Origin of the sequence: Stanieria cyanosphaera PCC 7437, assembly GCF_000317575.1 — a bacterium.
Classification (GTDB): Bacteria; Cyanobacteriota; Cyanobacteriia; order Cyanobacteriales; family Xenococcaceae; genus Stanieria; species Stanieria cyanosphaera.
Map to the genome: position 1 here is coordinate 4,264,056 of NC_019748.1, position 22,838 is coordinate 4,286,893.

The following is a 22,838-nucleotide window of genomic DNA, read 5'->3' on the forward strand; positions in this document are numbered from 1 at the left end:
TTTATAAGGTTTTCAAGACATCAATATTTTTGATCAACCATTTCTCTGCCTGACGAACAAGCTCATAACGAACTAGAAGGCTGTCATCGTAAGATTGAGAGGGGTCGATTTGTTGATTTTGATAATGTTGAGCAATTTCTCGAACTTCAGCTTCGATACTTCCTTGATTAGGATTTTTGGGATCGAATTTGACTGATTGAATTTTAACCGTATGTTGATAGGTACGATAAAAATTATCTTTTTGATAGATTGTAGCGCGATCGCGCCATTGGGATAATAGAGGATCAATGAGAATACTATTTAATTGATCAATTTTATGTTCTTTACCAAAAGCAGCAGATTTACTATTTAACCATTGTTGAACCACTTGTTGAGCAACTGTGTTTGTCAATCCTTTTTCTGGTTCTGGTTTGGGTTTTGGTGGTTGTTGGGCAACAGAAGGTAATTCTAGCAAAGATTTATTTAAACTAATTGCTAAGTATTCTGTTTCAACGTTACTTGCTTGCTTAACTGAGGGACTAAGTAAAATCTTGGTTAATAAAAAACCTAAACTACCTACACCAAAAACCAACCCAATTATTAAAATTCCGCCTTTTAAAATTGGTAAAAAAGCTCTTCGGTTTAATTTTTTAACCGAACGAGGTGGTGATTTTGGCAAACGACGACCAGAATGATCAGATTTTTTGCCTCTATAATCGGGTTTTGGCGGAGATTTTGCACCATTAGCAACTTTGGGTTTTAGAGAAGCTACCTGACTTTTGCCATGAGGTTCTAAAGTAGCGACTGAAGTATTGCTAGTTTTGGTGTTAATCGAGACTAAATTGTCATTGATCCCTGACTCTTGATAGTTAACAGTGGTTGATGCAGTGGATTTTTTGCCCAAGCCTAAAAAACCTTGGCGTTTTGTGCGATCGCCGATAGAATTTGTTTCTGGAATAGAATCGGTTACTTCAGCACTCATCGTCGGCAACTGTTCGAGATAAACTTGAACTTGAGGATCTGCAAAATATTCTCTGAGAGTGACACCGCGTGAAGCTAACTCAGAAAATTGAGATAAAACTTCTTTTTGTAACCATTGTTCTCCATAAGAACACAATCCTGGTAGTAAATCGGCAGCATTATGAGCGTGTTGCTTAACCAAGTCAATTTTTTCTTTCTCTTTACTTTTTAGTAAAGCTTCATTCGCAATTTGAACTTGACCCAAAAGCAAAGCACAAACAGCCTGTTCCCAATAAACATCATGGCTAATAATCAAAGATTGAATAAACTGTTGCGCACGATAAATTAAAGCTGGTTCTTTATCTGCAAATCCTCTTGCCATTAAAGCATAAATAGTAATATAAGCTGCTACAGCAGAAGGACGTTTGGCTTCTTCTTCAAATAATTCTTGTTGTTCTGCTGCGGTTAGATAATTTCTTAATTGTTGAATAAAACAAAGAAATTGATCGCACTTCAAACCAGAACGATCTCTACCATTTCCCTCAATGCCTCCTCGTTCTCGTAGCATCTCTTGAAGTAGCTGAAATCCTGTAGCTCTTTCAACTGAATTTGTTTGAGTGCGAGCCAATAATTCTAAAATACGGTAGGGTCTGAGTTTACATAAATCTGTTTCGATTTCTTCTCTAACACTGGGAAAAATATTTTCTTCGGCTAAGAGATCGAGTCCCATTTTTCCTGATAAAGCAGCGTTTTCATATTCCCCTTTTTGCCATTGTTCGCGACTTAGTTCGACATAAGCTAATGCCAAAGTTAAAAGTAAATCTTCTTTTAACGGCAAATTGTCTGATTCAGTATAATTTTTTGTAGAAGCTATGCTACTAATCTCGTTGAGATAAACTTCTCCTAATTGCAGTACTTGTTCATACTCACCCAAATCCTGCAAAATCAAAAGTGCGCCCATGATGTGTTCTGAGGCAATCTCGATGGTAGGAGTCGAAGCAACTTCTTCATAGACATGATGAGTTTCATCTCTAAGCGTAGCTTCTTGTTCTGCCTCATCAAGCGACAAATCTTCTAAGTCTGGAGGAGTAGAAGGATAACTAGACTCCAAAAATTTGAGGTCATATTCCGCCCGTTGTTGGTCAACAGACAGAATCTGGTAGGCTCGTTCAATTAAAGCTTGACGAGACGCTATTGCGCGATCGCTATACTGACGCAAGGGCATTTGCATCAAACGATCCTGATACGCTTGATTAATTTGCTCTGCTGTTGCCTTGATTGGCACTCCCAAAATTCTGTAATAGTCGAGCGGAATACGCACGGTCTGGTTCCTCAGAGGAGATTGATTCTAATAACGGGAATATAAATAATTCCGACGAGAGATGGCTTGAACATTTTGCCTGAATTTTAGCTTAAAGTTTTTATTCGGCAGAAAATGTTTATGATTAATTACGAAAATTGATATTCTGCTTTACTTTGATTCATTAAAGACAATTGCCTTCAGAAAAAAATTTCTGTCACCTTACTATTTGATAATAATTACTTGTTGCCATTAGTGCATAGTTGATAATACTGAAATTACTTAGTTAATCTCACTTAATTAGCAAAACTTTGGTTCAAATTAATATTTCTCTAAGCAATAATTCCTAATTGAAGATGACTATTACCAAACCTAAAATTATTGTTCTTGATGATGACCCAACAGGTTCTCAAACCGTTCATAGTTGTTTATTATTAATGCGCTGGGATATCGAAACTCTTGGTCAGGGATTAGCTGATCAAGCTCCAATTTGCTTTATTTTGACTAATACCAGAGCCATGAGTTCAGAACAAGCTAGAGCGGTTACTCAAGAAGTTTGTCAGAATTTAAAAATTGCGATCGCAACCGTTGGAATTAAGGATTTTTTAATAGTTAGTCGTTCTGATTCTACTCTAAGAGGACATTATCCAATTGAAACTGATGTTATTGCTGAAGAACTAGGCGATTTTGATGCTCATTTTCTTACACCAGCCTTTTTTGAAGGTGGTCGAATTACAATTGATAGCATTCACTATCTGCTAATTGATGGGATCAAAACTCCTGTAGCTCAAACTGAATTTGCTCGCGATTCTGTGTTTGGCTATCATCACAGTTATTTACCAGATTATGTAGCTGAAAAAACTCAAGGCAAAATTCCTGCTTCAGAGGTTACTAGATTAGTTTTGTCAGACCTTCGTGGTCATAATCTTGAAGATAAATTACAAAAATTAAATAACAATCAGTGTGTAGTGGTTGATGGAGAAACCCAAGCAGATTTTGACTTGTTTGCCACTGCCATTTTAAACACCGCAGCTACAGGCAAACGCTATTTATTTCGTTCGGCTGCCAGTTTATTAACTTCCTTAACTCAATTAGGTCAACAACCTATTTCTGCCGAGGCGATGGCACAATACAAACCAACTAACCAGCCCGGAGTGGTCTTGGTTGGCTCTCATGTAAGTAAAACTACTCGACAGTTAGAAAAATTACTTGCCCAGCCAAACATTAAAGCCATAGAAATCGATGTAATACGCTTACGAGACGAGCCAAGCCAACATAACGTTTTGTTAAGAGAAACTCTCCATTTAATTGAACAAGCTTTTAAACTGGGTCAGACTCCTGTAGTTTACACTAGCCGACAAGAACTCAGCTTCGATAATATTCAGGCTCGCCTGGACTTTGGCGTTTTAGTATCATCCTTTTTGATGGATGTAGTTCAAAGACTGCCAAAAGCTCTTAGTTTTTTAATTAGTAAAGGAGGAATTACGTCTAACGATGTACTAAGTACGGGTTTAAACTTACAAGCAGCCAGATTGTTGGGTCAAATTCTCCCCGGATGTTCTCTCGTCCGAACTCCTGCAACTCATCCTCGATTTCCTAATTTACCGGTAGTTTTATTTCCAGGTAATGTCGGTGATGATGAAGGTTTAGTTACAGTGTGGCATCGCTTAAGAAATTCCTAATCATTAAAACTATTTAATTTACGCTAGGATTAGCTTGAGTAATTAGACCTGCTGGGTCATGTTAGATTTTTACATGACATTTGATCCGATTTCCTTAGAATTTTCCGAGCCGACTTCTTCCCCTCCTTTGGTAAATCAGTATGCTCAGGTTTCCCTTAAAAGTGAGGACAACAAACTATTACTGGTTTTGCTCTCAGAAGCACAACTGAGTTCAGAAATACCATGGTCTGAAGTCTGGCAAGAATTGAAACACAGCTTACAAGCTAGAGAACAGTCATGGCAACCTGGAACTAAGGTGACTTTAGTTGCTCATGACCGCTTGCTAGATGCTAGACAATTGCAAACTATTGTAGAAATATTAAACGAGGCTCAACTCGGCATAGACAGAGTTTGTACCAGTCGTCGTCAAACTGCTATAGCTGCTGCCACCGCAGGATATTCTGTAGAACAAACTACGGTAGAACAATCTTTGAGTCCAAGCTCTGACAATCAAGACCAACTCTTAGCAGAGCCTCTTTATCTCCAAAATACTGTTCGTTCTGGTATTGAAATTCGTCATCCCGGCACTGTGGTGGTGTTGGGAGATTTAAACCCAGGAGGAAAAATAATTGCAGCAGGAGATATTTTTATCTGGGGCAGGCTGAGAGGTGTTGCTCATGCAGGAGCTTTGGGAAATCGACAATGCCGAATTTTGGCATTAAAAATGGAACCTACCCAACTACGAATTGCTGATGCAGTCGCTAGATCTCCTAAATTATCTCCCAAGCAGTTAGAACCTGAAGTGGCATATGTCACCGCAACAGGAATTCGTTTAGCTAAAGCAATAGATTTTGCCAAGAATTATTCATTGTCTACTCTATCAAGTTAAAGTATTGGCTGAGTCTCATTATTATTAATCTGAATTACATTAAGAAAAAATCTATGAGTCGCACAATTGTAGTTACCTCTGGAAAAGGGGGAGTGGGTAAAACCACTGTTACTTCCAATTTAGGAGCAGCAATAGCTCAATTAGGGCGTAAGGTAGCTTTAATCGATGCTGACTTTGGTCTAAGAAATTTAGATCTTTTGCTTGGTTTAGAAGAAAGAGTGGTTTATACTGCCTTAGATGTGTTGGCAGGAGAATGTCGTCTCGCTCAAGCGTTGGTTAAAGATAAACGTCTCAAAGATTTAGTTTTACTACCGGCTGCACAAAACCGTAATAAAGAGTCAGTGCAACCAGAACAAATGCAAAAGATCGCAAGCTCCCTGGCTAAAGGTTACGATTATATTATCGTTGATTGTCCAGCAGGAATTGAACTGGGCTTTCGTAATGCGATCGCTGCTGCTGAGGAGGCTTTAATTGTCACAACTCCAGAAGTGGCTGCTGTTCGTGATGCTGACCGTGTAATTGGTTTATTGGAGGCTGAAGGAATTCACAATATCAATCTCATTGTCAATCGAGTTAGACCTGCAATGGTTCAAACAAATAAGATGATGAGTGTTGAAGATGTGCTAGAACTTCTTGGTATTCCTTTAATTGGGGTAGTTCCCGATGACGAACGAGTGATCGTGGCTACTAATAAAGGAGAACCTCTAGTGTTAGGCGATGTTTCTGCTTTACCTGCTTTGGCTTTTAATAATATTGCCCGTCGTTTAGAAGGGGAAAAAGTACCTTTTCTCGATCTAATGGCGGTTAATGACAACTTAATCAATCGTCTACGCAAGATGTTTGGTGGCTAACAGTTTTCGCCTATTTTATAGCGGTCGTGTAAGCGAAGGAAGGGCAACAGGAGTCTAAACATTGTCTCTTTCAATCAACTTAACCTGGATTTTATTATGAGCGAACTATTAGAAATGTTGTTTTCTTGGAATAATAATGGCAATAGTAGAGCGCAAGCTAAACGTCGTTTACAGTTGGTTATCGCCCACGACAGGGCAACTCTTAGCCCAGAAATGATGGAAGAGATGCGCAGGGAAATTTTAGAAGTAGTAGCTCGCTACGTTGAAGTAGACCAAGGAGAAATGCGATTTTCTTTGGAAAATAATCAACGGATTACTGCTTTGATTGCTAATTTACCAATTCGTCAAATTAAAAGAGGTAGAAAAACACCAACAACGCCTGTACTTGAGGAAAATGAAATAGCATTAGAGGAAGAAAATTAAATTAGAATTGAGATCTAATTGAAATTTTTTGAACGAAACAATCTTCTCAACCATGAAAACAACTAATCTTTTCCCTTTTACTCTTAATCTTGGTCTGAGTTTGGCTACTTGTCCTTTTGTCTTGGGTTGTCTAATTTTACAGTCTCTGACTCAGAACGCGGTCGAATTTGGTCAAATAAGTGAAGAAATTTTAAGAGGAATTCGTCTACCCGTATTAAAATTTACCGAAAACTCCATTGAAGTAGATGAGATGATCAATTATTAGTTTAATAATTTCCAAAATTGTTAGTAGTTATCATAATCTCTAATATTATTAACATTATACTCTCCAATATATAATTTAAGCCTAGAAGGCTTTTCATGGGTCTGTGTTCGACAAGACATTTTTTGGTAGTCCTGTTGACCTAGAGTCATATGTTTAAAACGTTAATAATTGCCAGAGGTTAATATGAGCTCGCTTCTCCAATCTTCTTCGTCAGAAGTTACTAACATTTCAGCCGCTCATCTACTACTCCATGGTCGACTTAAGCTAGTAGAAGATTTGTGGGAGTCAGTCTTGCGCTCCGAATGTGGACAGGAGATGGTCGAACTACTCAAAAAAATGCGCGGTCTGTCTTCTCCTGAAGGACAAGCGACTGAGTTACCTGAATCGTCCGTACTTGAGCTAGTAGAAAAACTTAATTTGAATGATGCAATTCAAGCTTCTCGTGCTTTAGCTCTTTATTTTCAATTAATCAATATTGTTGAACAGCATTACGAACAAAAGGGACAAAAAGTTGCCAGAAGAGTCACAATTGAACAGTTAAAGCAAAATCAAAATGGCAATGGTGAGAGTAAAGCAAACGGCAATGGCAATGGCAATGGCAATGGTACTCTTTCTCAAGTTACTGCTTCTCCCATTCCTGGTGTAAATCTACTTGAAGATAGTTGGTCTCAACCAGAGCATCATTCAAATAAAGCAGGGACATTTCACTGGTTGTTTCCCTATTTGCAAAAACTTAATATGCCTCCTCGGGTCATACAAAGACTATTAGATCAATTAGATATTCGTTTAGTTTTTACTGCTCACCCTACTGAAATAGTTCGTCATACCATTCGTAAAAAACAACGACGCATCTCTCGAATTCTAGAAAAATTGGATTTAGCTGAAGAAGCTTTGCGCGAAATTAGTTTGACTAATTCTTGGGAAGCTGAAGAAGCAACTAATCAATTAATGGAAGAAATTCGATTGTGGTGGCGTACTGATGAATTGCATCAATTCAAACCGAAAGTAATTGACGAAGTAGATTATGCTCTTCATTATTTCCAAGAAGTTTTATTTGATGTTGTCCCACAGCTTTCTGTTCGCCTAAAACAAGCTCTTCGTAGTACTTTTCCTTGGCTGAGTCCACCACGCAATAATTTTTGTTATTTTGGTTCTTGGGTAGGAGCTGATCGCGATGGCAATCCTTTTGTAACACCACAAGTTACTTGGGAAACAGCTTGTTATCAAAGAAGTTTAGTTTTAGATCGTTATATTCATTCGGTAGAACAACTGCGAGAATTATTAAGTTTGTCTCTTCACTGGAGTAACGTATTACCAGATTTACTCGATTCTTTAGAAAAAGACCGACTGCAAATTCCTGAAATTTATGAACAATTAGCTATTCGTTATCGTCAAGAACCCTATCGTCTCAAATTAACTTATATCGAACAGCGATTAAAAAATACTCGCGATCGCAACTTAGCATTATCTCGTGCCGATGTTACTCAAAATATTACAGAATTAGCTAACAATATTTATAGATCGGGAGAAGAGTTTCTCGCAGAATTACAACTAATTCAAAAGAGTTTGGCAGAAACAAAATTACACTGTCGCGAACTGGATAATTTAATTTGTCAGGTAGAAGTTTATGGCTTTTATTTAGCTCAGTTAGATTTTCGCCAAGAATCTTCTCGTCATGCCGAAGCGATTGAAGAAATTGCCGAATATCTCAATATTTTACCTAAACCTTACAGTCAACTCTCAGAAACAGAAAAAACGACTTGGTTAATTGAGGAATTAAAAACTCGTCGTCCTCTAATTCCAGCAGAAATGCCTTTTTCGGAAACAACTTGCGAAACAATCAAAACTCTGCGGATGTTACGACAATTACAGCAAGAGTTTGGTGTAGGCATTTGTCAAACTTATATTATCAGCATGACTAATCATGTTAGTGATGTGTTGGAAGTCATGTTGTTAGCACAAGAAGCAGGATTATACGACCCTGCTACAAGTCAGATTACCCTAAGAATTGTGCCTTTATTTGAAACTGTAGATGACCTCAAACGTGCGCCAGAGGTAATGAGAGCTTTATTTGAACTGCCTTTATATCGAGCAGCTTTAGCAGGAGGATACCACTGCTTAACCAACTCTGAAGGCAAACTCGTTGAAGCAAAATTATGCCGACCTACTCTTGAACCGACTAATTTACAAGAGGTAATGTTGGGTTACTCCGATAGTAATAAAGATTCGGGGTTTTTGAGTAGTAATTGGGAAATTCATAAAGCACAAAAAAGTTTACAAAAAGTTGCTTCTGAATATGGGGTTTCTTTACGACTTTTCCATGGTCGTGGTGGTTCTGTAGGTCGTGGCGGTGGTCCTGCTTATGCTGCAATCTTGGCACAACCAACTGATACGATCAAAGGCAGAATCAAAATTACTGAACAAGGAGAGGTTTTAGCTTCTAAGTATTCTTTACCAGAATTAGCTCTATATAATTTAGAAACTATTACTACTGCGGTAATTCAATCTAGCTTGCTTGGAAGTGGTTTTGATCGGGTTGAACCTTGGAATGAAATCATGGAAGAGTTGGCAACTCGTTCTCGGAGTGCTTATCGTTCGCTAGTTTACGAACAGCCAGATTTTGTTGATTTCTTTATGTCTGTCACGCCAATTGAGGTCATTAGTCAATTACAGATTGGTTCACGTCCTTCTAAACGTCCTCCTGGTAATCTTAAGACAGATAATCAGGAACAAGCTAAGAAAAGAAATATAAGTAGTTTGAGAGCAATTCCTTGGGTATTTAGTTGGACGCAAAGTCGTTTTCTCCTGCCTGCTTGGTATGGAGTTGGTACAGCACTACAAGAATTTCTCGAACAAGAACCTGAGAAGAATTTGAATCTGTTGCGCTATTTTTACTTTAAGTGGCCTTTCTTTAAAATGGTTATTTCTAAAGTAGAAATGACTTTAGCAAAAGTTGACTTACAAATCGCTGAACATTATGTAAGAGAACTTTCTAAACCAGAAGATTTAGATCGTTTTGAACGATTGTTTGAGCAAATTGCCCAAGAATATTATTTGACGAAACAATTGGTTTTGACAGTTAATGGTCAAACTAAACTGTTGGATAATGATCCAGAATTACAACGTTCAGTTCAATTGCGAAATGGTACAATTGTTCCTCTTGGTTTCTTACAGGTTTCTTTAATCAAAAGACTACGGCAATATGAAGAATCCAATGTAGTTCACTTCCGCTTTAGTAAGGAAGAGTTACTCAGAGGTGCAATGTTGACGATCAATGGAATTGCTGCGGGAATGCGTAATACCGGTTGATGATTGTCTAGGGCGGACTGTGGTTCGCCCCGATCAAGATTATTCGTTTTAAGCCTATGCTATGATTTTGGTGAATCAGGTTGAGTGGTGACACTATTGCCTCGATATTTAAGCTCGCTTTTGGGTTTAGCAGGAGAATTAGCGGGTACACTTTTGATCCAAGTAATTCCGCGATACTTTCTGACGGTAGTATTATCTACATTTTGTGCTTCTGAAGTTGTTTTTTGATAGCTAACTCCACGATATTTGCGCTGGCTATTATTCTCTTGAGAAGACTGTTGAGTTTGCTCTAGTTCAGATATTTCTAAGTTAAATTTATTTTCGTTTCTTTGCCAGAGTTGTTTAGCACCTACCATCACAATTAACAAAATTAATAGTTGAATTTGCCAAGGAGCTATGATGATACTGGCAAATAAGCTAACAATACTGATTGTGGTTGTAAGGTAAGCTATCTCTGTATCGGCAGATTGGGAAATATAACCAGCTACTAAACCTAGAAGCAAAGGAATTAAAAATAGCAAATGCATTATAGTTACCTCATTTAACTATTAACTTTTAATTTATGCTTAGTGGGGAGGAAAATAAACTACTGAAAGCAATAATTTACTTAAACCGCGATCGCTCTTACGGTCGAAAATGCAAATAAAGATTAAAAAATTAGCACGACTCATCAGAGTATCAGCATAGGGTGATGAGCAAGATTGAAATGTAGCAAGTTTTACTAGTTGGTTGTTCTATAGTATTACAAAGAAACGTTAAGACATTATATTGACAGCCCTTACAAAGTTTTGGTTTCCTAACTCTATACTTTTGTACAGACGTAAAATGTTGCGGTGAGACTCTGCGACACGCCAGTCGCTCCACTTGGGGATACCCCAAGACCGCGCTGGCTCACCTGCGGGCGCAAAGGAACGCTCACCAAGACACATCTCTACCAATAACTGGTAACTGATAACTGTTTACAATTGCCACACTCTGGGTTTGATAGCAGGAAGTTGCCATATTTCGCTTCTGAGTATTTGCCAAACTTGACTCAACCATTCTTTTGCTTCAGTAGTAGAATAACCGCGATAGCGACATAACAAACCTGACATCAACTCTGTGACTCCAAACTCTCCCTTATTTTCCCTTGTTTTTCTTAAATTATTAATTTTCTCCAGAATTTCTTTGTCAACTGGTTTGCCCAAATAACTAAAAGTCCCGATGACGGGTTTTCCTGCTAAACCATTAATACTATTAATTAATTCTGCTTCTCCTGGTAACCATTGTCTGTCAATCCAAAGGAGTCGATTGTTTTGCCATACTTCTGTATAGGAACGCCATTCGCCTGCTATAAACTGTTCACCTCTGGCAGAACGTCCAAAACGGTTAATTTCCCAACCAATCCAATTTGCTCCTGGAGCTAATTGTATCCGTAAATCTTGCCGATAAATTGCACCAGAAAAAACAATATTTTCTTGAGGTAAATATTCTAAAGTAGCACCAGGTTCGATCTCAATTGTTAAGATTTGTTTGGCTTCTCGTCCATTACTACGATAAATCTTACTAGCTGCTGCAGTAGTAATTAAGCTATGGGCATTGGGTTGAACCTGAATTTTTTGACTCAAGCGATCGCCTCCAACTATACCTCCAGCAGTATGTAAAATTACGCTATGGCAGATTTGTTGTCCTTCTGGATAAAAGGGACTTTGCAATTTTAGAGGTGCTTGGTGAAAAGAATGAAGAATTTTGGTTTTTCCTTCATAATGAGCATAAACTAATTCAAGACTACCGTACCATCCTGCATCTGGTTGTGTTGTTGTTGTTTCTGGCACTAAAAATCCTCAAATTTATGATTTATTTAAATAAAAGATCGGTAAAATCACGGCAATAACCTTTCTTTTTGGTAAATTTTCTGAAAAATAGTTGATTGATTCAGTAGCATTCTCACCAATAGAGATTTATAGTAGAAGTTATCAAATTTAATTTCACTCACGCGAGACACTGTGGTTAAATGTACGGGGCGTGCGCGTGAGTCTGATACAAATCAAAACAGGTTAGTCGATTCTTACTGGGCATAACTTAAAAAATGTTTTTAATTGCTGAATAATTTTGGCGATTGTTATTAGTTGTGGTTGAGGAGTTGTGCTGTAGATTAGTTAGGCAAAAACTGTTATGAGCTATTATGATTTTGAACATTTTTGGTCATCTCATGAATTATGTCAAAGTCAACAAAATTTAAACCCTAAAGAGAGTTTATTGGATACTATTGTTGGTTTATTTAATCAAATTTATAGAGAATTGTTTCCTCGTCAAACTGTTCAATCAGATAAACAAAATAAAGACTGAGTGTACAGACGTAACATGTTACCTCTCTACCGATAACTGCTCACTAATCATGGTGTAACTTCTGAGTTCGAGAATTACTACTATTATTAGTAGTCTTAGTTTAATTATTCTAGACTGAAGCAAGGCGTATTTGTTCTAATTCTTGAATACGTTTTTTCAAGCTCTGAATTTTTTGATAGTAGGTTTCTATTGAGTCTAAATCTGTAGTAGGGTTTAGTTTATTTAGTTCCTGAGTATATTCAATTTGTTGTTTAACACAAGCAACTTGTTCTAAAGTAGCGGTCGCATTGTCTATTCTTGTCGCAGCACGGAAAATATCTTCTTGACCATTTTGATCGAGATAAAATAATTTAGTTACCGATTGCATTTGATCGGTGAAAGTTAAGCTGAGATTTTGTAATTCTGTTAATAGATAATTATCTTCGGTTGGTAAATTTTGTTGTTCTTTATTTTCCACTTGGATGATTTGTTGCCATAAAAATCGATGATGAGGCAATCTAAAAACAAAATCTTGTTCTTCTAATCTATCAATAATTTCTGCTCGATAACGAGGACAATGAAGATATATTTTTAATAATAAAGATTCGGCTCTTTCTAATAATTCTTGTTCGGGATTAGTAGCAAGATTCAGTGAATTTGATTGATTTGATTGCTGTTTTTTAAAGTATGGTTTCAATGAAGTCTTAGTTAATTGCGATCGCAGATTGGCTAGATTTTGAGGGATTAATCTACCATCTCCTTGACTAAGTAATTCAGCACAATAACTTAAATAATAATTACGCAGATTAGCATCTTGGATTTGATTGAGTAACTTAATCATACCTTGGGCTATTTTTTGTAACCCAGAAGGTGTATGAATATTTTGAGTAAGTAGTAGTTGTTGAATTTGCCAATCTAACCATAAAGGCGCATCATTTAAAGACTTTCGATATATTTCAACCGCATTTTGATTGGTATGAAGAAATTCATCGGCATCTTTCCCTTCAGGAAGATTCAGTATTCGCAAAGAAACTACTCCAGCATAAACTAAATCTTCAATTTCTGCGATCGCTCTTTGAGTAGCTTGTGTACCTGCTTGATCCGCATCAAAGTTGAGAATAACTTGTTTAGAGGGAGTGTAACGTAATAATTGCTTGAGTTGATAAGAAGTTAGTGCTGTACCCAAAGAAGCAACCACATTAGTAATTCCTACCGCATGAAGAGCGATCGCATCTAAATAACCTTCCACTACTACCGCTCGATCTTCTTTAGTAATACTACTACGTGCCTTATCGAGAGCAAAAAGAGTTTTACTTTTATCAAATAAAGGTGTTTCAGGAGAATTAAGATACTTAGGTTGATCATCTTTGAGGGTACGACCACCAAAAGCGATAATTCTACCTTGAGCATCTAAAATAGGAATAATAGCGCGATCGCGAAAGACATCATAATAACCATTACCTGAACTACGCGGTTTAATTAATCCTGCCTGTTCAACTAAATTAACTGGATAACGTTTTTGCTCTACTAAATAACGATACAAGGTTTCCCACCCAGCAGGCGCATAACCTAGTTGAAATTGAGTTAGAGTAGATTCACTAAACTTTCTAGTATCTGTTAGATATTCTAAAGCAACTTGTCCTTGAGTTTCGTAAAGAGCGTGTTGATAAAAATTAGCTGCTGTTGCTACTATTTCATAAAGCTGTTCTTTAACTGAGATTTGATGTGCAATTGCTTGTCTTTGTTCTGGTTCTAAGGTTTTAATTGGAACTTGATAACGTTTAGCTAGATCGAACACAACCTCACTAAAAGATTGTTTACCAATTTCCATCAAAAACTTAAAAACATTACCTCCTGCTGCACAACCAAAGCAATAATATAATTGTTTATCAGGACTAACGCTAAAACTCGGAGTTTTTTCGTTATGGAAAGGACATAAACCAAGGTAGCCTTTTCCTCGCTTGTGTAAAACAACGTATTCAGAGACAATATCTACAATATCTACTCTCTGTTGTACTTCGTCAATCGTGTCTTGATGTAAACGCGGTACTGCCACAAGGTCATCTTTTCGTTTCACTACAAAGTATATTTTGACACTAATGATAAAATAATGCGTTAAATAACAGAGAAGACATCCAAGATACTAACGGACAAAAGCCTCGCTTTACGGGAAAAATTACTCGCTCAAGTAAATTACAAGAAATAAGGGTTAAAAAATTTTTAGCTCATAGGAAATAATGGACTAGAAAGATTTATATAGGCAGTAGTAATGAATGCGATTAGAGGATTTAACTAAAGGAGCAACGGTAAAAGGAGTATTACCCAATCAATTAATTACGGTTATTGATACTCAATGGCATAGTTCTGATGTTGTTACCCTTACCTACAGAGATACCAACGGTATTACAGGTGACGAACTCATTTTTCGAGAGCGAGAAGCAGAATTAGAAATTGTTACTTCCTCTTTACCCTGGAGTTTTAATGGAAATAGCGGACTGTTTCGTTTAGTAAGTGAAGCCCATCGCATTCAGTTAGCCCATTTATTCGATCCGATGCTGGCAGTGCATACTTCCTTAGTCGAACCGCTTCCCCACCAGATTACTGCTGTCTACGGGGATATGTTACCCCGTCAACCCTTGCGCTTCCTCCTAGCAGACGATCCTGGTGCAGGAAAAACTATTATGACAGGACTGTTAATCTCAGAACTGCGGATCAGAGGAGATTTACATCGCTGTCTGATTGTCTGTCCAGGCTCACTTGCTGCCCAATGGCAAGATGAACTCGATCGCCGATTTCATTTACCTTTTGAAATTCTCACAAGCGATCACCTTGAAGCTGCTCGAAGTGGCAATGCTTTTACTGAAATGCCTTTAAGTATAGTTCGGTTGGATAAATTAAGTCGCAATGACGATCTACAAGCAAAACTAGAACAGACCGATTGGGATTTAATTGTCTGCGATGAAGCCCACAAAATGTCTGCTGCTTTTTTTAATGGTGAAATTAGAGAAACCAAACGCTATAAGTTAGGCAAGCTCTTATCCAGTTTGACTCGTCATTTTCTGTTACTAAGTGCTACTCCTCACAATGGTAAAGAAGCTGACTTTCAATTATTTATGGCATTGCTCGATGGCGATCGCTTTGAGGGTAAATTCCGTGACGGAGTACATACGGTAGATACCTCCGATTTGATGCGGAGATTGGTCAAAGAAGATTTGCTCAAGTTTGATGGTAAACCTTTATTTCCCGAACGTAGAGCCTATACCGTTGAATATCACCTGTCAGATTTAGAAGCGAAATTATATTCAGAAGTTACAGGATACGTGCGAGAAGAATTTAACCGCGCCGATGCTTTGAGTAATAATGGCAGAAAAGGAACGGTAGGATTTGCTTTAACTATTCTCCAACGCCGATTAGCCTCTTCTCCCGAAGCTATTTATCAATCTTTGACCAGAAGAAGAGAAAGATTACAGAAACGCCTTAAAGAAGAGGGGCTGTCTTTTGAGGAAACCTCAAAAGCTTGTACGCCCCGTGAAGAATTACTCAAAAGAGGACGGGAAGTAGAGTTTAATCTCCCTCTTTCTGTGGGAGAGGGCTGGGGTGAGGGTAGAGATTGGGAAGAATTTGAAGATGACTTACTTAATGACGAACGAGAAGACACTGAAGAAGAATTAGTTGATCGCGCTACGGCTGCTAGTACCATAGCAGAACTCAAGGTAGAAATTGCCCTGCTGCAAAAACTAGAGCATTTAGCCCTACAGGTTAAACTCGGTGGTACGGATAGAAAATGGGAAGAACTAAGCCAAATTCTCCAAAATAAAGCCGAATTATTCGATATAAGAGGGCATCGGCGTAAATTCGTCATTTTTACCGAACATCGAGATACTCTTAACTACTTAGCCGATAAAATTCGTACCTTAATTGGCAGACAAGAAGCAGTAGTTACTATTAGTGGTGGTTCGGGTAGAGAAGAACGACGTAAGGCACAGGAAGCTTTTACCCAAGACCCAGATGTACAAGTATTAATCGCTACTGATGCTGCGGGAGAAGGAATTAACCTACAACGGGCGCATTTGATGGTTAATTATGACCTTCCTTGGAATCCCAACCGTTTAGAACAACGATTTGGAAGAATTCATCGTATCGGGCAAACTGAAGTTTGTCACCTCTGGAATCTTTTAGCAGCCGAAACTAGAGAAGGGGATGTTTATCTCAAGCTACTGAGGAAATTAGAAATAGAACAAAAAGCATTAGGAGGCAAGGTTTTTGATGTTCTAGGTAAAGCAATTGATGGAGTTGAGTTACGGGAGTTATTAATTGAAGCGATCCGCTATGGAGATTTACCAGAAACTAGAGCCAAACTAGATCGGGTGGTTGCTAGCCGTCTTAATCGAGAACGTTTACAGGAACTTCTCTCAGAAAAGGTTTTAGCGAGAGATGCAATGGATATTACAAAAGTCCAGCGCATTCGCGAAGAAATGGAAAGAGCGGAAGCGAGAAAACTCCAACCTCATTTCATTGCCTCCTTTTTTATTGAAGCTTTCCAACATTTAGGTGGAGTCATTCGTCAAAGAGAACCACTACGCTATCAGATTACTAACGTTCCTGCCATAATTCGCAATCGCGGTCGTCAAGTTGGTACGAGAGAGCCAATTTTAACTCGCTACGAACGAATCTGCTTTGATAAGGAATTAATTAGTGTTCCAAGTAAGCCGTTAGCAGCCTTTATATGTCCTGGTCATCCCCTCTTAGATGCCACTATCGATCTGGTTTTAGAGCGTCATCGGGATGTACTCAAGCAGGGAAGTATCTTGATAGATGAAAACGATCCAGGTGAAGAAGTAAGAATTTTAGTTACTCTCCAGCATTCGATTCAGGATGCCAAAACCGATAACTCAGGGAAGAGAAGAATTGTTTCTCGTCGAATGCAGTATGTTGACCTCTCCCCTTCCCCTCTCCTGATAGGACAGGGGTGTCTGCTAGGACGGGGTGAGGTAGAGGTCAGAAATGCTGGTTATGCTCCTTACCTCGATTATCGACCTCTACGAAAAGAGGAGCAATCTGTTATAGAAACTTTTTTAGAAAAGTCTAATTTAACTACAGATATAGAAGCAGAAGCAACTAAATATGCGATCGCTCAGATCGTTCCCCAACACCTGCAAGAGGTCAAGCAGCATAAAGAAGAACTCATCGATAAAACCCTGGTAGCGGTTAAAGATAGACTTACCAAAGAAATTAACTACTGGGATTATCGAGCGGTAGCACTCAAACAACAGGAAGAAGCAGGTAAAACTAATGCTAAAATCAACTCTGCTAAAGCTAGAGCTAGAGCAGATGAGCTACAAGCCAGATTAGCCAGACGAATTGACGAATTACAACAAGAGAGACGCTTATCACCCTTACCTCCCGTAGTAGTCGGAGGGGCATTAGTCGTACCAATAGGGTTACTACAGAGATTACAGGGGAAAAGACAGCCAGAAGCCCAGATGTTTGCTAGAGAAACTAAACGAGTAGAAAAGTGGGCAATGGATGCAGTAATGGCAGCAGAAAGAAAACTGGGATACGAACCGCGAGAGGTTAGCAGTCTTAAATGCGGTTATGATATTGAGTCGCGTGTCCCCGAAACAGGTACTTTAAGATTTATCGAAGTCAAGGGCAGAATTAAAGGCGCAGATACAGTTACCGTTACCAAGAACGAAATTATTACCGCTTTGAATAAGCCCGATAATTATATTCTGGCAATTGTAGAAGTTCCACCATCTGAGGAATTTAGCGCAGGTGATGCTTGGAAAGTTAAGGAGCAATCTAGCAGTTACAAAGTTGGTGATGATGATTGTATAGTCCATTATGTCAGACAACCTTTTCAGAAAGAGCCTGACTTTGGGGTGACGAGTGTTAATTACAATTTAAGAGAATTGAAACAACGAGGTCAAAAACCAACTTGATTTTACCGACAGATAAAGTAAGCTCAATCATAAATCCAATTAGATAATAAAGGTTTTACTTTAGTCAACAGCACTCGCAAGTTTTGATATGGAACTAAACTTTCGTGCTGAAGACGACCGAGAATAATACCTGGATGTCTATTTTGAGCTTGAGCAAAATTAACTATTGCTTTCTTAGAAAATCTTGGTTGGGTTTGACATACGAAAGAATTCAAAGCTTGTTCATCAATTAACCAATTACGAGCAAGTTTATTTGCTTCCTCTTCTTCTGAATTGTTTTCTAGATCGTCTAAGTTATCTAGATACACACCTCGATGTCCAGCAACTATATGAGCGAGTTCATGCATCAAACTAAACCAAAAACAATCGATTCTATTGTGTCTAAGAGTAAGAACGACTACTGGATGATTTCCCAAATAAAAAGCAGCACCATCTAAATATGTTTTATTCAAATGAGGAACAATCGCAAAATGAACGCCCAAATCGATTAACATTTGAGGAACATGAGCAACATCTTCTTCTTTTTTTGCATAGCGAAGAAGATCGGGAATTGCTCCCCTTAGCCTGTCTAGCCGAAACTCTCCAACTGCTTGCTTACTGACTACTTGTTCGACTCTTTTACACCAAGCCATTTTGGAACTATATTCTGGTTCTAAAACTTGACTATGGCGGAAATTAACCAAGAATTGAGGAGTTTCTTGAGGTGATTTAATACCTAAAAATTCACATACAGATTGCTCAAGCTCATCCAAGGATTCTGTAGATTTTATCCATTGGCGTTTAATCAATTCAGAAATTGGTGCAAGAGTATATAAACGACTCCGACGCTCAATTTCTGACTCTTTATGCTTTTTTTTTGCCAGATTTAAACGATAATTAGTTTCCAAATTAATCCAAAACTCCGCAGTAGTTCCCAAGGCTGCTGATAATTCTCTAGCTGTCTCTGGAGTAATTTGTTTTGTCCCTTTGATGATTTCGTTGATTGTTTGGGGTGGGCGTTTGGTAATTTCGGCTAAATCCTTTTGAGTCCAACCCCGTGCATCTAATTCTCTTTGTAAAATGCGTCCTGGTGATATTGCTCTCGCTGGTGTTAAAGTGTTGCTCATCTTTGCTTCCCTCTCCCTTCCCTTAGTGATAATCCTCAATATCGATGATTAGAATATATTTACCTTCTTCATCTTTTTCGAGTATCACAATTAAACGCCATTGTTTATTCAGACGTAACGATCTTTGATTTTCTTTACCTCGTTTACCTGAAAGCTTTTCAAATCTCAGACATTTATTGGCGTATAAATCTTGTTCGCTTTCGGCTGCTGCAATAATTGCCATAACTTCAAAGAAGTCATCTACAACCCCAGGATATTTGTGAGCATCTTTTTCCTCTGTATAAAGTAGTTTTATTTTCTTTTTTTTAAATTTAAACCTCACATTTCACCCTCCAAGATACAGAAGAGTCTTCCGCATTATAAACTTATTAATTCAGTCTTGGAGTGAATCAGTGAATTTATATTTATTATATACTTATTTATACCTGACAACTATGAAAATTTGGTATTGTTTTTTGGTAATACGGTATTACGATATAACTAAAGTAAATACTTAATAAACCAAAACTGGTCATGGCGATCGCGAAAAACAAATTAACTTCTAAAGTCACTCAAAAGTATCAAGCGACCATTCCCCAAGTAGTGAGAGAAAAACTAGCTATCGAAAAAGGCGATCGCGTTATCTTTGAGATACAAGATGAAAAAGTAGTGTTAAAAAAACTTTCCCCTGTAGATTGGGAATACCTAGAGTCTGTGTCCGCCACTCTCAGCGAATGGTCTTCGGAAGCTGATGAAGAAGCTTACGGTGACTTATAAACAATTTGATGTAGTAGTCGTACCTTTTCCTTTTACTGACAGTTCCGCTACTAAAAAACGTCCTGCTTTAATTATTTCAGATGCTACAACTTTTAATAGATCGATAAAGAAAAGCGTCATGGCAATGATTACTACTGTTTCTCATTCTCCCTGGGCTTTAGATGTGCCTATTACAGATTTATCAAGTGCGGGATTAAAAGCCAAATCAATTATCAGAATGAAATTATTCACCCTAGATGATGCTTTAGTAATTAAAAAGATTGGTAAGTTAGCAACAAGCGATCGCGATAAGATCCAAAAATCCCTTCAGCAATTGTTTAATTTATAAATAAGAAAAAAAATACTTAGTCTCAACGGTAGTTTTAATACGATGGTTCAAGAATTAATCGATCTCAGACAAAGTATAGTTGAGGGACGCTATCAGGATGCATTAGATATTGTTGATGAACTTGAAGGAATGGGCAAACAAGCAATTCTACGTAATCTTGAATCTTTTCTAATTTGCTTGTTAATTCATTTAATTAAAAATTAAGTAGAAAAACGTCTAACTAATTCTTGGTCTGCTTTGATTAGTGATTTTATCAGACAGATTAAAAAACTAAATTTTAAATCTAACAAGAAATCTTACTATATTCAACAAAATGAATGGTCAGAATATTTAGAAGAAGCTTTTGAAGTGGCAATTCTCGAAGCTAGTATAGAAGTTAGTGGAGGTACTTATACGCCTATCCAATTGGAAGAAATTGTTAATAAAGAGCAAATTTTAAAAATATCTTCATCTTTAATTCCTATAACTTATGAACATTCTGCTAAAGATTTGTTGACTACCGTGAGAGAATATTTTATTAATCTACCAGGCGGAAAAGAGTGGTTAGAAAGAAGAATATAATCTGGTATTTTTACAAGCAAAACAATTAAATTGAGGAAAATATTTAAGTAAATACTATGTAAGTATTTATAGGTTCATTTTGCCTGATTTTATTGTATTTACAGAGGCATTTTGATTAACTTTAATGTTAGGACAGTTGGTTGTTTTATGTGCCAACTTTATGTCCGATCGAGAAGATAAAAAGCCTCGCAAAAAGCTAATTGAAGTTTCCATGCCTCTTGAGGCGATAAACCAAGAGTCAGCTAGGGAAAAATCGATTCGGCACGGGCATCCTTCTACGCTACATTTATGGTGGGCAAGACGACCTTTAGCAGCTTGTCGGGCGGTATTGTTCGCTTCATTGGTTGATGATCCTTCGGCTCATCCCGATAAGTTTCTCACAGAAGAAGAACAACAGATAGAAAGACAGCGATTACACGATCTTATCGGCAAAATTGAAACTGTTGGAAATAAGCAGATAGTAAAGGGTTTGGTGTCTTGGGACGATATTAAAACTGATGAAAGTGGCACTTCTCCCATCATTGAAGCAGCCCAAAAGGAAATAGCTCGTTGTTTGGCTTGGGATAGAGGAGACGAACCGCCTACTAAACCTGAAGCAGTCAGCAAATATCTGCAAGAATACGCTCCACCAGTTTACGATCCTTTCTGTGGAGGGGGTTCGATACCATTGGAAGCGACTTGAATCCTGTAGCGGTATTAATTACTAAAGCATTGATAGAGATTCCGCCTAAGTTTAAAAATCGACCGCCAGTCAATCCAGAAGCGCGAAAAACCAAAGATATCAACCAATGGCGAGGAGCGCAGGGATTAGCGGAAGATGTGCGCTACTACGGTAAGTGGATGCGTGATGAGGCTGAGAAAAGGATTGGGCATTTGTATCCGAAGGTTTACCTCACCCCCCAGCCCTTACAAGGGTAGGTTTTTTACAATCTACGAAGAATCAGAAAAAGCCAAATCGCTGAAGTGATTGAAAGAGAAAGGAAGCAAACGACCAAGAGCGACAGACTGACCATTGAGCAGTCGCGCTACTATAGTTAACAAACCATTAAGAAAACAAGAGATTTGACGAGTAGGAGTGGGTTCAAAAGCTAAAGAGCGATCGCCAATTAATTCATCCTTAGAGGAAATTTCCTGTTCTCCACCCAGAGTAACCATCCACAGCATAGCCACTGCCATTGCTAACCAATGACGTTCGGCTCTCTCGGCTTTCAAAAGACGAGTTTTATGCCATTGCCAACCATCACTTTTGACATCTCTATAGGAACATTCAATCCAAGAGCGAAATCCATACCAACCAATATCAGCATCAGTTGATTTTAAATCCGTGAGAATTAACCAAGGGTCAGTATAACCCTCATCCCATCGAGCTAGAAGAGTACAATCAATCTGATTGCTTTTAAAGCAAGTCACTCGTCCAGACCAACTCTCGCCAGCATCAGTTACAACTGTTGATAGAGAATACCATAAAGATGAATTTTGTCGTCGATATTGACCTTGGTGATTAATTCGTAAAAACGGATGCCAACCTAATTTCACAATCTGTTCGTATAGCCAAGGAGCATACAATCCTCTATCAGCACTAACGATTACCTTCCAATCTGTCGGCACAACATTGTTGAGAGATTGAAACAGTTCTTTCCAGTACGGTTTCCAACTACCTTTGTCTGTCCCTTTAACCACTTTCCAAGCTATAGGAATGGCACTACCTCGATATAAAACATTGATTGAAAGAACTACAAAATTTTGACCGATACTGGTGGCATCTAATGCCATTGGTAACTCTTGATTACTTTGAGGTAGTAAATCGACAATCCATTTTAGTAATGAGGCAAAACAGCCTTTTACTTCCAGAGATACTCTTTTATTCCCTGTTTTGGCTTTGGCTGTTTCTTCTTTGTACCATTCTTTCAATCTTTGGCGTACCGTATTGTCTTTCTCCTGATTGATTTTGGCAATTAACGTGGAAACTTTAGTCAGACTGCTTGATTGTGTCATTACCATTCCAAAACTCCAGGTTGCTAATCCAGAAACTTGAGGTAGACTCAGGTCTGGAAATTTTTGACTGACAATCTGTTTCCAATCTTTGAGATGTTGATTTAATTTCATCTCATGATAACTATACTATTTACTTCTCTTAATACTTTTACCTTATTTCTGAGCTTTTACTCCTCCCTTTGTAAAAAACCTACCCTTGTAAGACC

Annotated in this window: 17 protein-coding genes and 2 pseudogenes; 12 read left to right on the plus strand and 7 right to left on the minus strand. The window is 38.0% G+C overall.

The features are described 5' to 3' along the window. Position 1: 1 nt before the first annotated feature. Positions 2-2,260, minus strand: a complete 2,259-nt coding sequence (locus tag STA7437_RS18535) for an IMS domain-containing protein (RefSeq protein ID WP_015194922.1) — start codon at positions 2,258-2,260, stop codon at positions 2-4. Positions 2,261-2,595: 335 nt separating this feature from the next. Between STA7437_RS18535 and STA7437_RS18540 the strand changes: the two genes are divergently transcribed. The 6 genes from STA7437_RS18540 to ppc all read left to right on the plus strand — a co-directional run bounded on the left by STA7437_RS18540 (position 2,596) and on the right by ppc (position 9,637). Continuing rightward, positions 2,596-3,921, plus strand: a complete 1,326-nt coding sequence (locus STA7437_RS18540; RefSeq protein WP_015194923.1) for a four-carbon acid sugar kinase family protein — start codon at positions 2,596-2,598, stop codon at positions 3,919-3,921. A 73-nt stretch (positions 3,922-3,994) separates the two neighbouring features. Continuing rightward, positions 3,995-4,789, plus strand: coding sequence for a septum site-determining protein MinC (minC, locus tag STA7437_RS18545; protein ID WP_071882341.1), 795 nt, complete (start codon positions 3,995-3,997; stop codon positions 4,787-4,789). A gap of 53 nt (positions 4,790-4,842) precedes the next feature. Continuing rightward, complete coding sequence (gene minD, locus STA7437_RS18550; RefSeq protein ID WP_015194925.1) at positions 4,843-5,640, plus strand: septum site-determining protein MinD; 798 nt, start codon at positions 4,843-4,845, stop codon at positions 5,638-5,640. A 93-nt stretch (positions 5,641-5,733) separates the two neighbouring features. Continuing rightward, positions 5,734-6,063 carry a cell division topological specificity factor MinE gene (gene minE, locus STA7437_RS18555; RefSeq protein WP_041619559.1) on the plus strand — a complete coding sequence of 110 codons (330 nt, stop codon included), beginning with the start codon at positions 5,734-5,736 and terminating at the stop codon, positions 6,061-6,063. A gap of 52 nt (positions 6,064-6,115) precedes the next feature. Then, positions 6,116-6,328: a hypothetical protein gene (locus STA7437_RS18560; RefSeq protein ID WP_015194927.1), complete on the plus strand. Its 213-nt coding sequence runs from the start codon at positions 6,116-6,118 to the stop codon at positions 6,326-6,328. A gap of 183 nt (positions 6,329-6,511) precedes the next feature. Beyond that, the gene (ppc, locus tag STA7437_RS18565) at positions 6,512-9,637 is read left to right on the plus strand and encodes a phosphoenolpyruvate carboxylase (RefSeq protein ID WP_015194928.1); all 3,126 of its coding nucleotides are present in this window, start codon (positions 6,512-6,514) and stop codon (positions 9,635-9,637) included. A 59-nt stretch (positions 9,638-9,696) separates the two neighbouring features. Here ppc and STA7437_RS25050 read toward each other — a convergent pair whose 3' ends face one another. Next, positions 9,697-10,164 (minus strand): DUF4278 domain-containing protein, encoded by a 468-nt coding sequence (locus tag STA7437_RS25050; protein ID WP_015194929.1) that lies wholly within the window; start codon positions 10,162-10,164, stop codon positions 9,697-9,699. Positions 10,165-10,596: 432 nt separating this feature from the next. Continuing rightward, complete coding sequence (locus STA7437_RS18575; RefSeq protein ID WP_015194930.1) at positions 10,597-11,451, minus strand: urease accessory protein UreD; 855 nt, start codon at positions 11,449-11,451, stop codon at positions 10,597-10,599. Between the two features lie 340 nt (positions 11,452-11,791). On the opposite strand from STA7437_RS18575, the gene STA7437_RS26645 reads away from it, so the two are divergent. Beyond that, positions 11,792-11,965: a hypothetical protein gene (locus STA7437_RS26645; protein WP_015194931.1), complete on the plus strand. Its 174-nt coding sequence runs from the start codon at positions 11,792-11,794 to the stop codon at positions 11,963-11,965. A gap of 109 nt (positions 11,966-12,074) precedes the next feature. Here the strand turns inward: STA7437_RS26645 and dnaG are convergent, their stop codons facing one another. Next, entirely contained in the window at positions 12,075-14,021 is a 1,947-nt protein-coding gene (gene dnaG, locus STA7437_RS18580) for a DNA primase (RefSeq protein WP_015194932.1), read from the minus strand. A gap of 196 nt (positions 14,022-14,217) precedes the next feature. Between dnaG and STA7437_RS18585 the strand changes: the two genes are divergently transcribed. After that, positions 14,218-17,886 carry a protein NO VEIN domain-containing protein gene (locus tag STA7437_RS18585; protein WP_015194933.1) on the plus strand — a complete coding sequence of 1,223 codons (3,669 nt, stop codon included), beginning with the start codon at positions 14,218-14,220 and terminating at the stop codon, positions 17,884-17,886. A 23-nt stretch (positions 17,887-17,909) separates the two neighbouring features. On the opposite strand, the gene STA7437_RS18590 is transcribed toward STA7437_RS18585, so the two are convergent. Further along, on the minus strand, positions 17,910-18,992 hold the full coding sequence (locus tag STA7437_RS18590; protein WP_015194934.1) for a HigA family addiction module antitoxin: 1,083 nt from the start codon (positions 18,990-18,992) through the stop codon (positions 17,910-17,912). Positions 18,993-19,014: 22 nt separating this feature from the next. Further along, positions 19,015-19,314 (minus strand): type II toxin-antitoxin system RelE/ParE family toxin, encoded by a 300-nt coding sequence (locus STA7437_RS18595; protein ID WP_015194935.1) that lies wholly within the window; start codon positions 19,312-19,314, stop codon positions 19,015-19,017. A gap of 191 nt (positions 19,315-19,505) precedes the next feature. On the opposite strand from STA7437_RS18595, the gene STA7437_RS18600 reads away from it, so the two are divergent. The 4 genes and pseudogenes from STA7437_RS18600 to STA7437_RS18615 form a co-directional block, all read left to right on the plus strand. After that, positions 19,506-19,748 (plus strand): AbrB/MazE/SpoVT family DNA-binding domain-containing protein, encoded by a 243-nt coding sequence (locus STA7437_RS18600; RefSeq protein WP_015194936.1) that lies wholly within the window; start codon positions 19,506-19,508, stop codon positions 19,746-19,748. Next, positions 19,738-20,076 carry a type II toxin-antitoxin system PemK/MazF family toxin gene (locus STA7437_RS18605; RefSeq protein ID WP_216087059.1) on the plus strand — a complete coding sequence of 113 codons (339 nt, stop codon included), beginning with the start codon at positions 19,738-19,740 and terminating at the stop codon, positions 20,074-20,076. The genes STA7437_RS18600 and STA7437_RS18605 overlap by 11 nt, the downstream gene beginning before the upstream one ends. A 42-nt stretch (positions 20,077-20,118) precedes the next feature. After that, positions 20,119-20,637 (plus strand): annotated as a pseudogene (locus STA7437_RS27740) (DUF29 family protein). Between the two features lie 160 nt (positions 20,638-20,797). Then, positions 20,798-21,531 (plus strand): annotated as a pseudogene (locus STA7437_RS18615) (DUF1156 domain-containing protein); the annotation flags it as partial. A 36-nt stretch (positions 21,532-21,567) separates the two neighbouring features. Here the strand turns inward: STA7437_RS18615 and STA7437_RS18625 are convergent. Continuing rightward, complete coding sequence (locus STA7437_RS18625) at positions 21,568-22,743, minus strand: transposase (protein ID WP_015191547.1); 1,176 nt, start codon at positions 22,741-22,743, stop codon at positions 21,568-21,570. Positions 22,744-22,838: the final 95 nt, after the last annotated feature.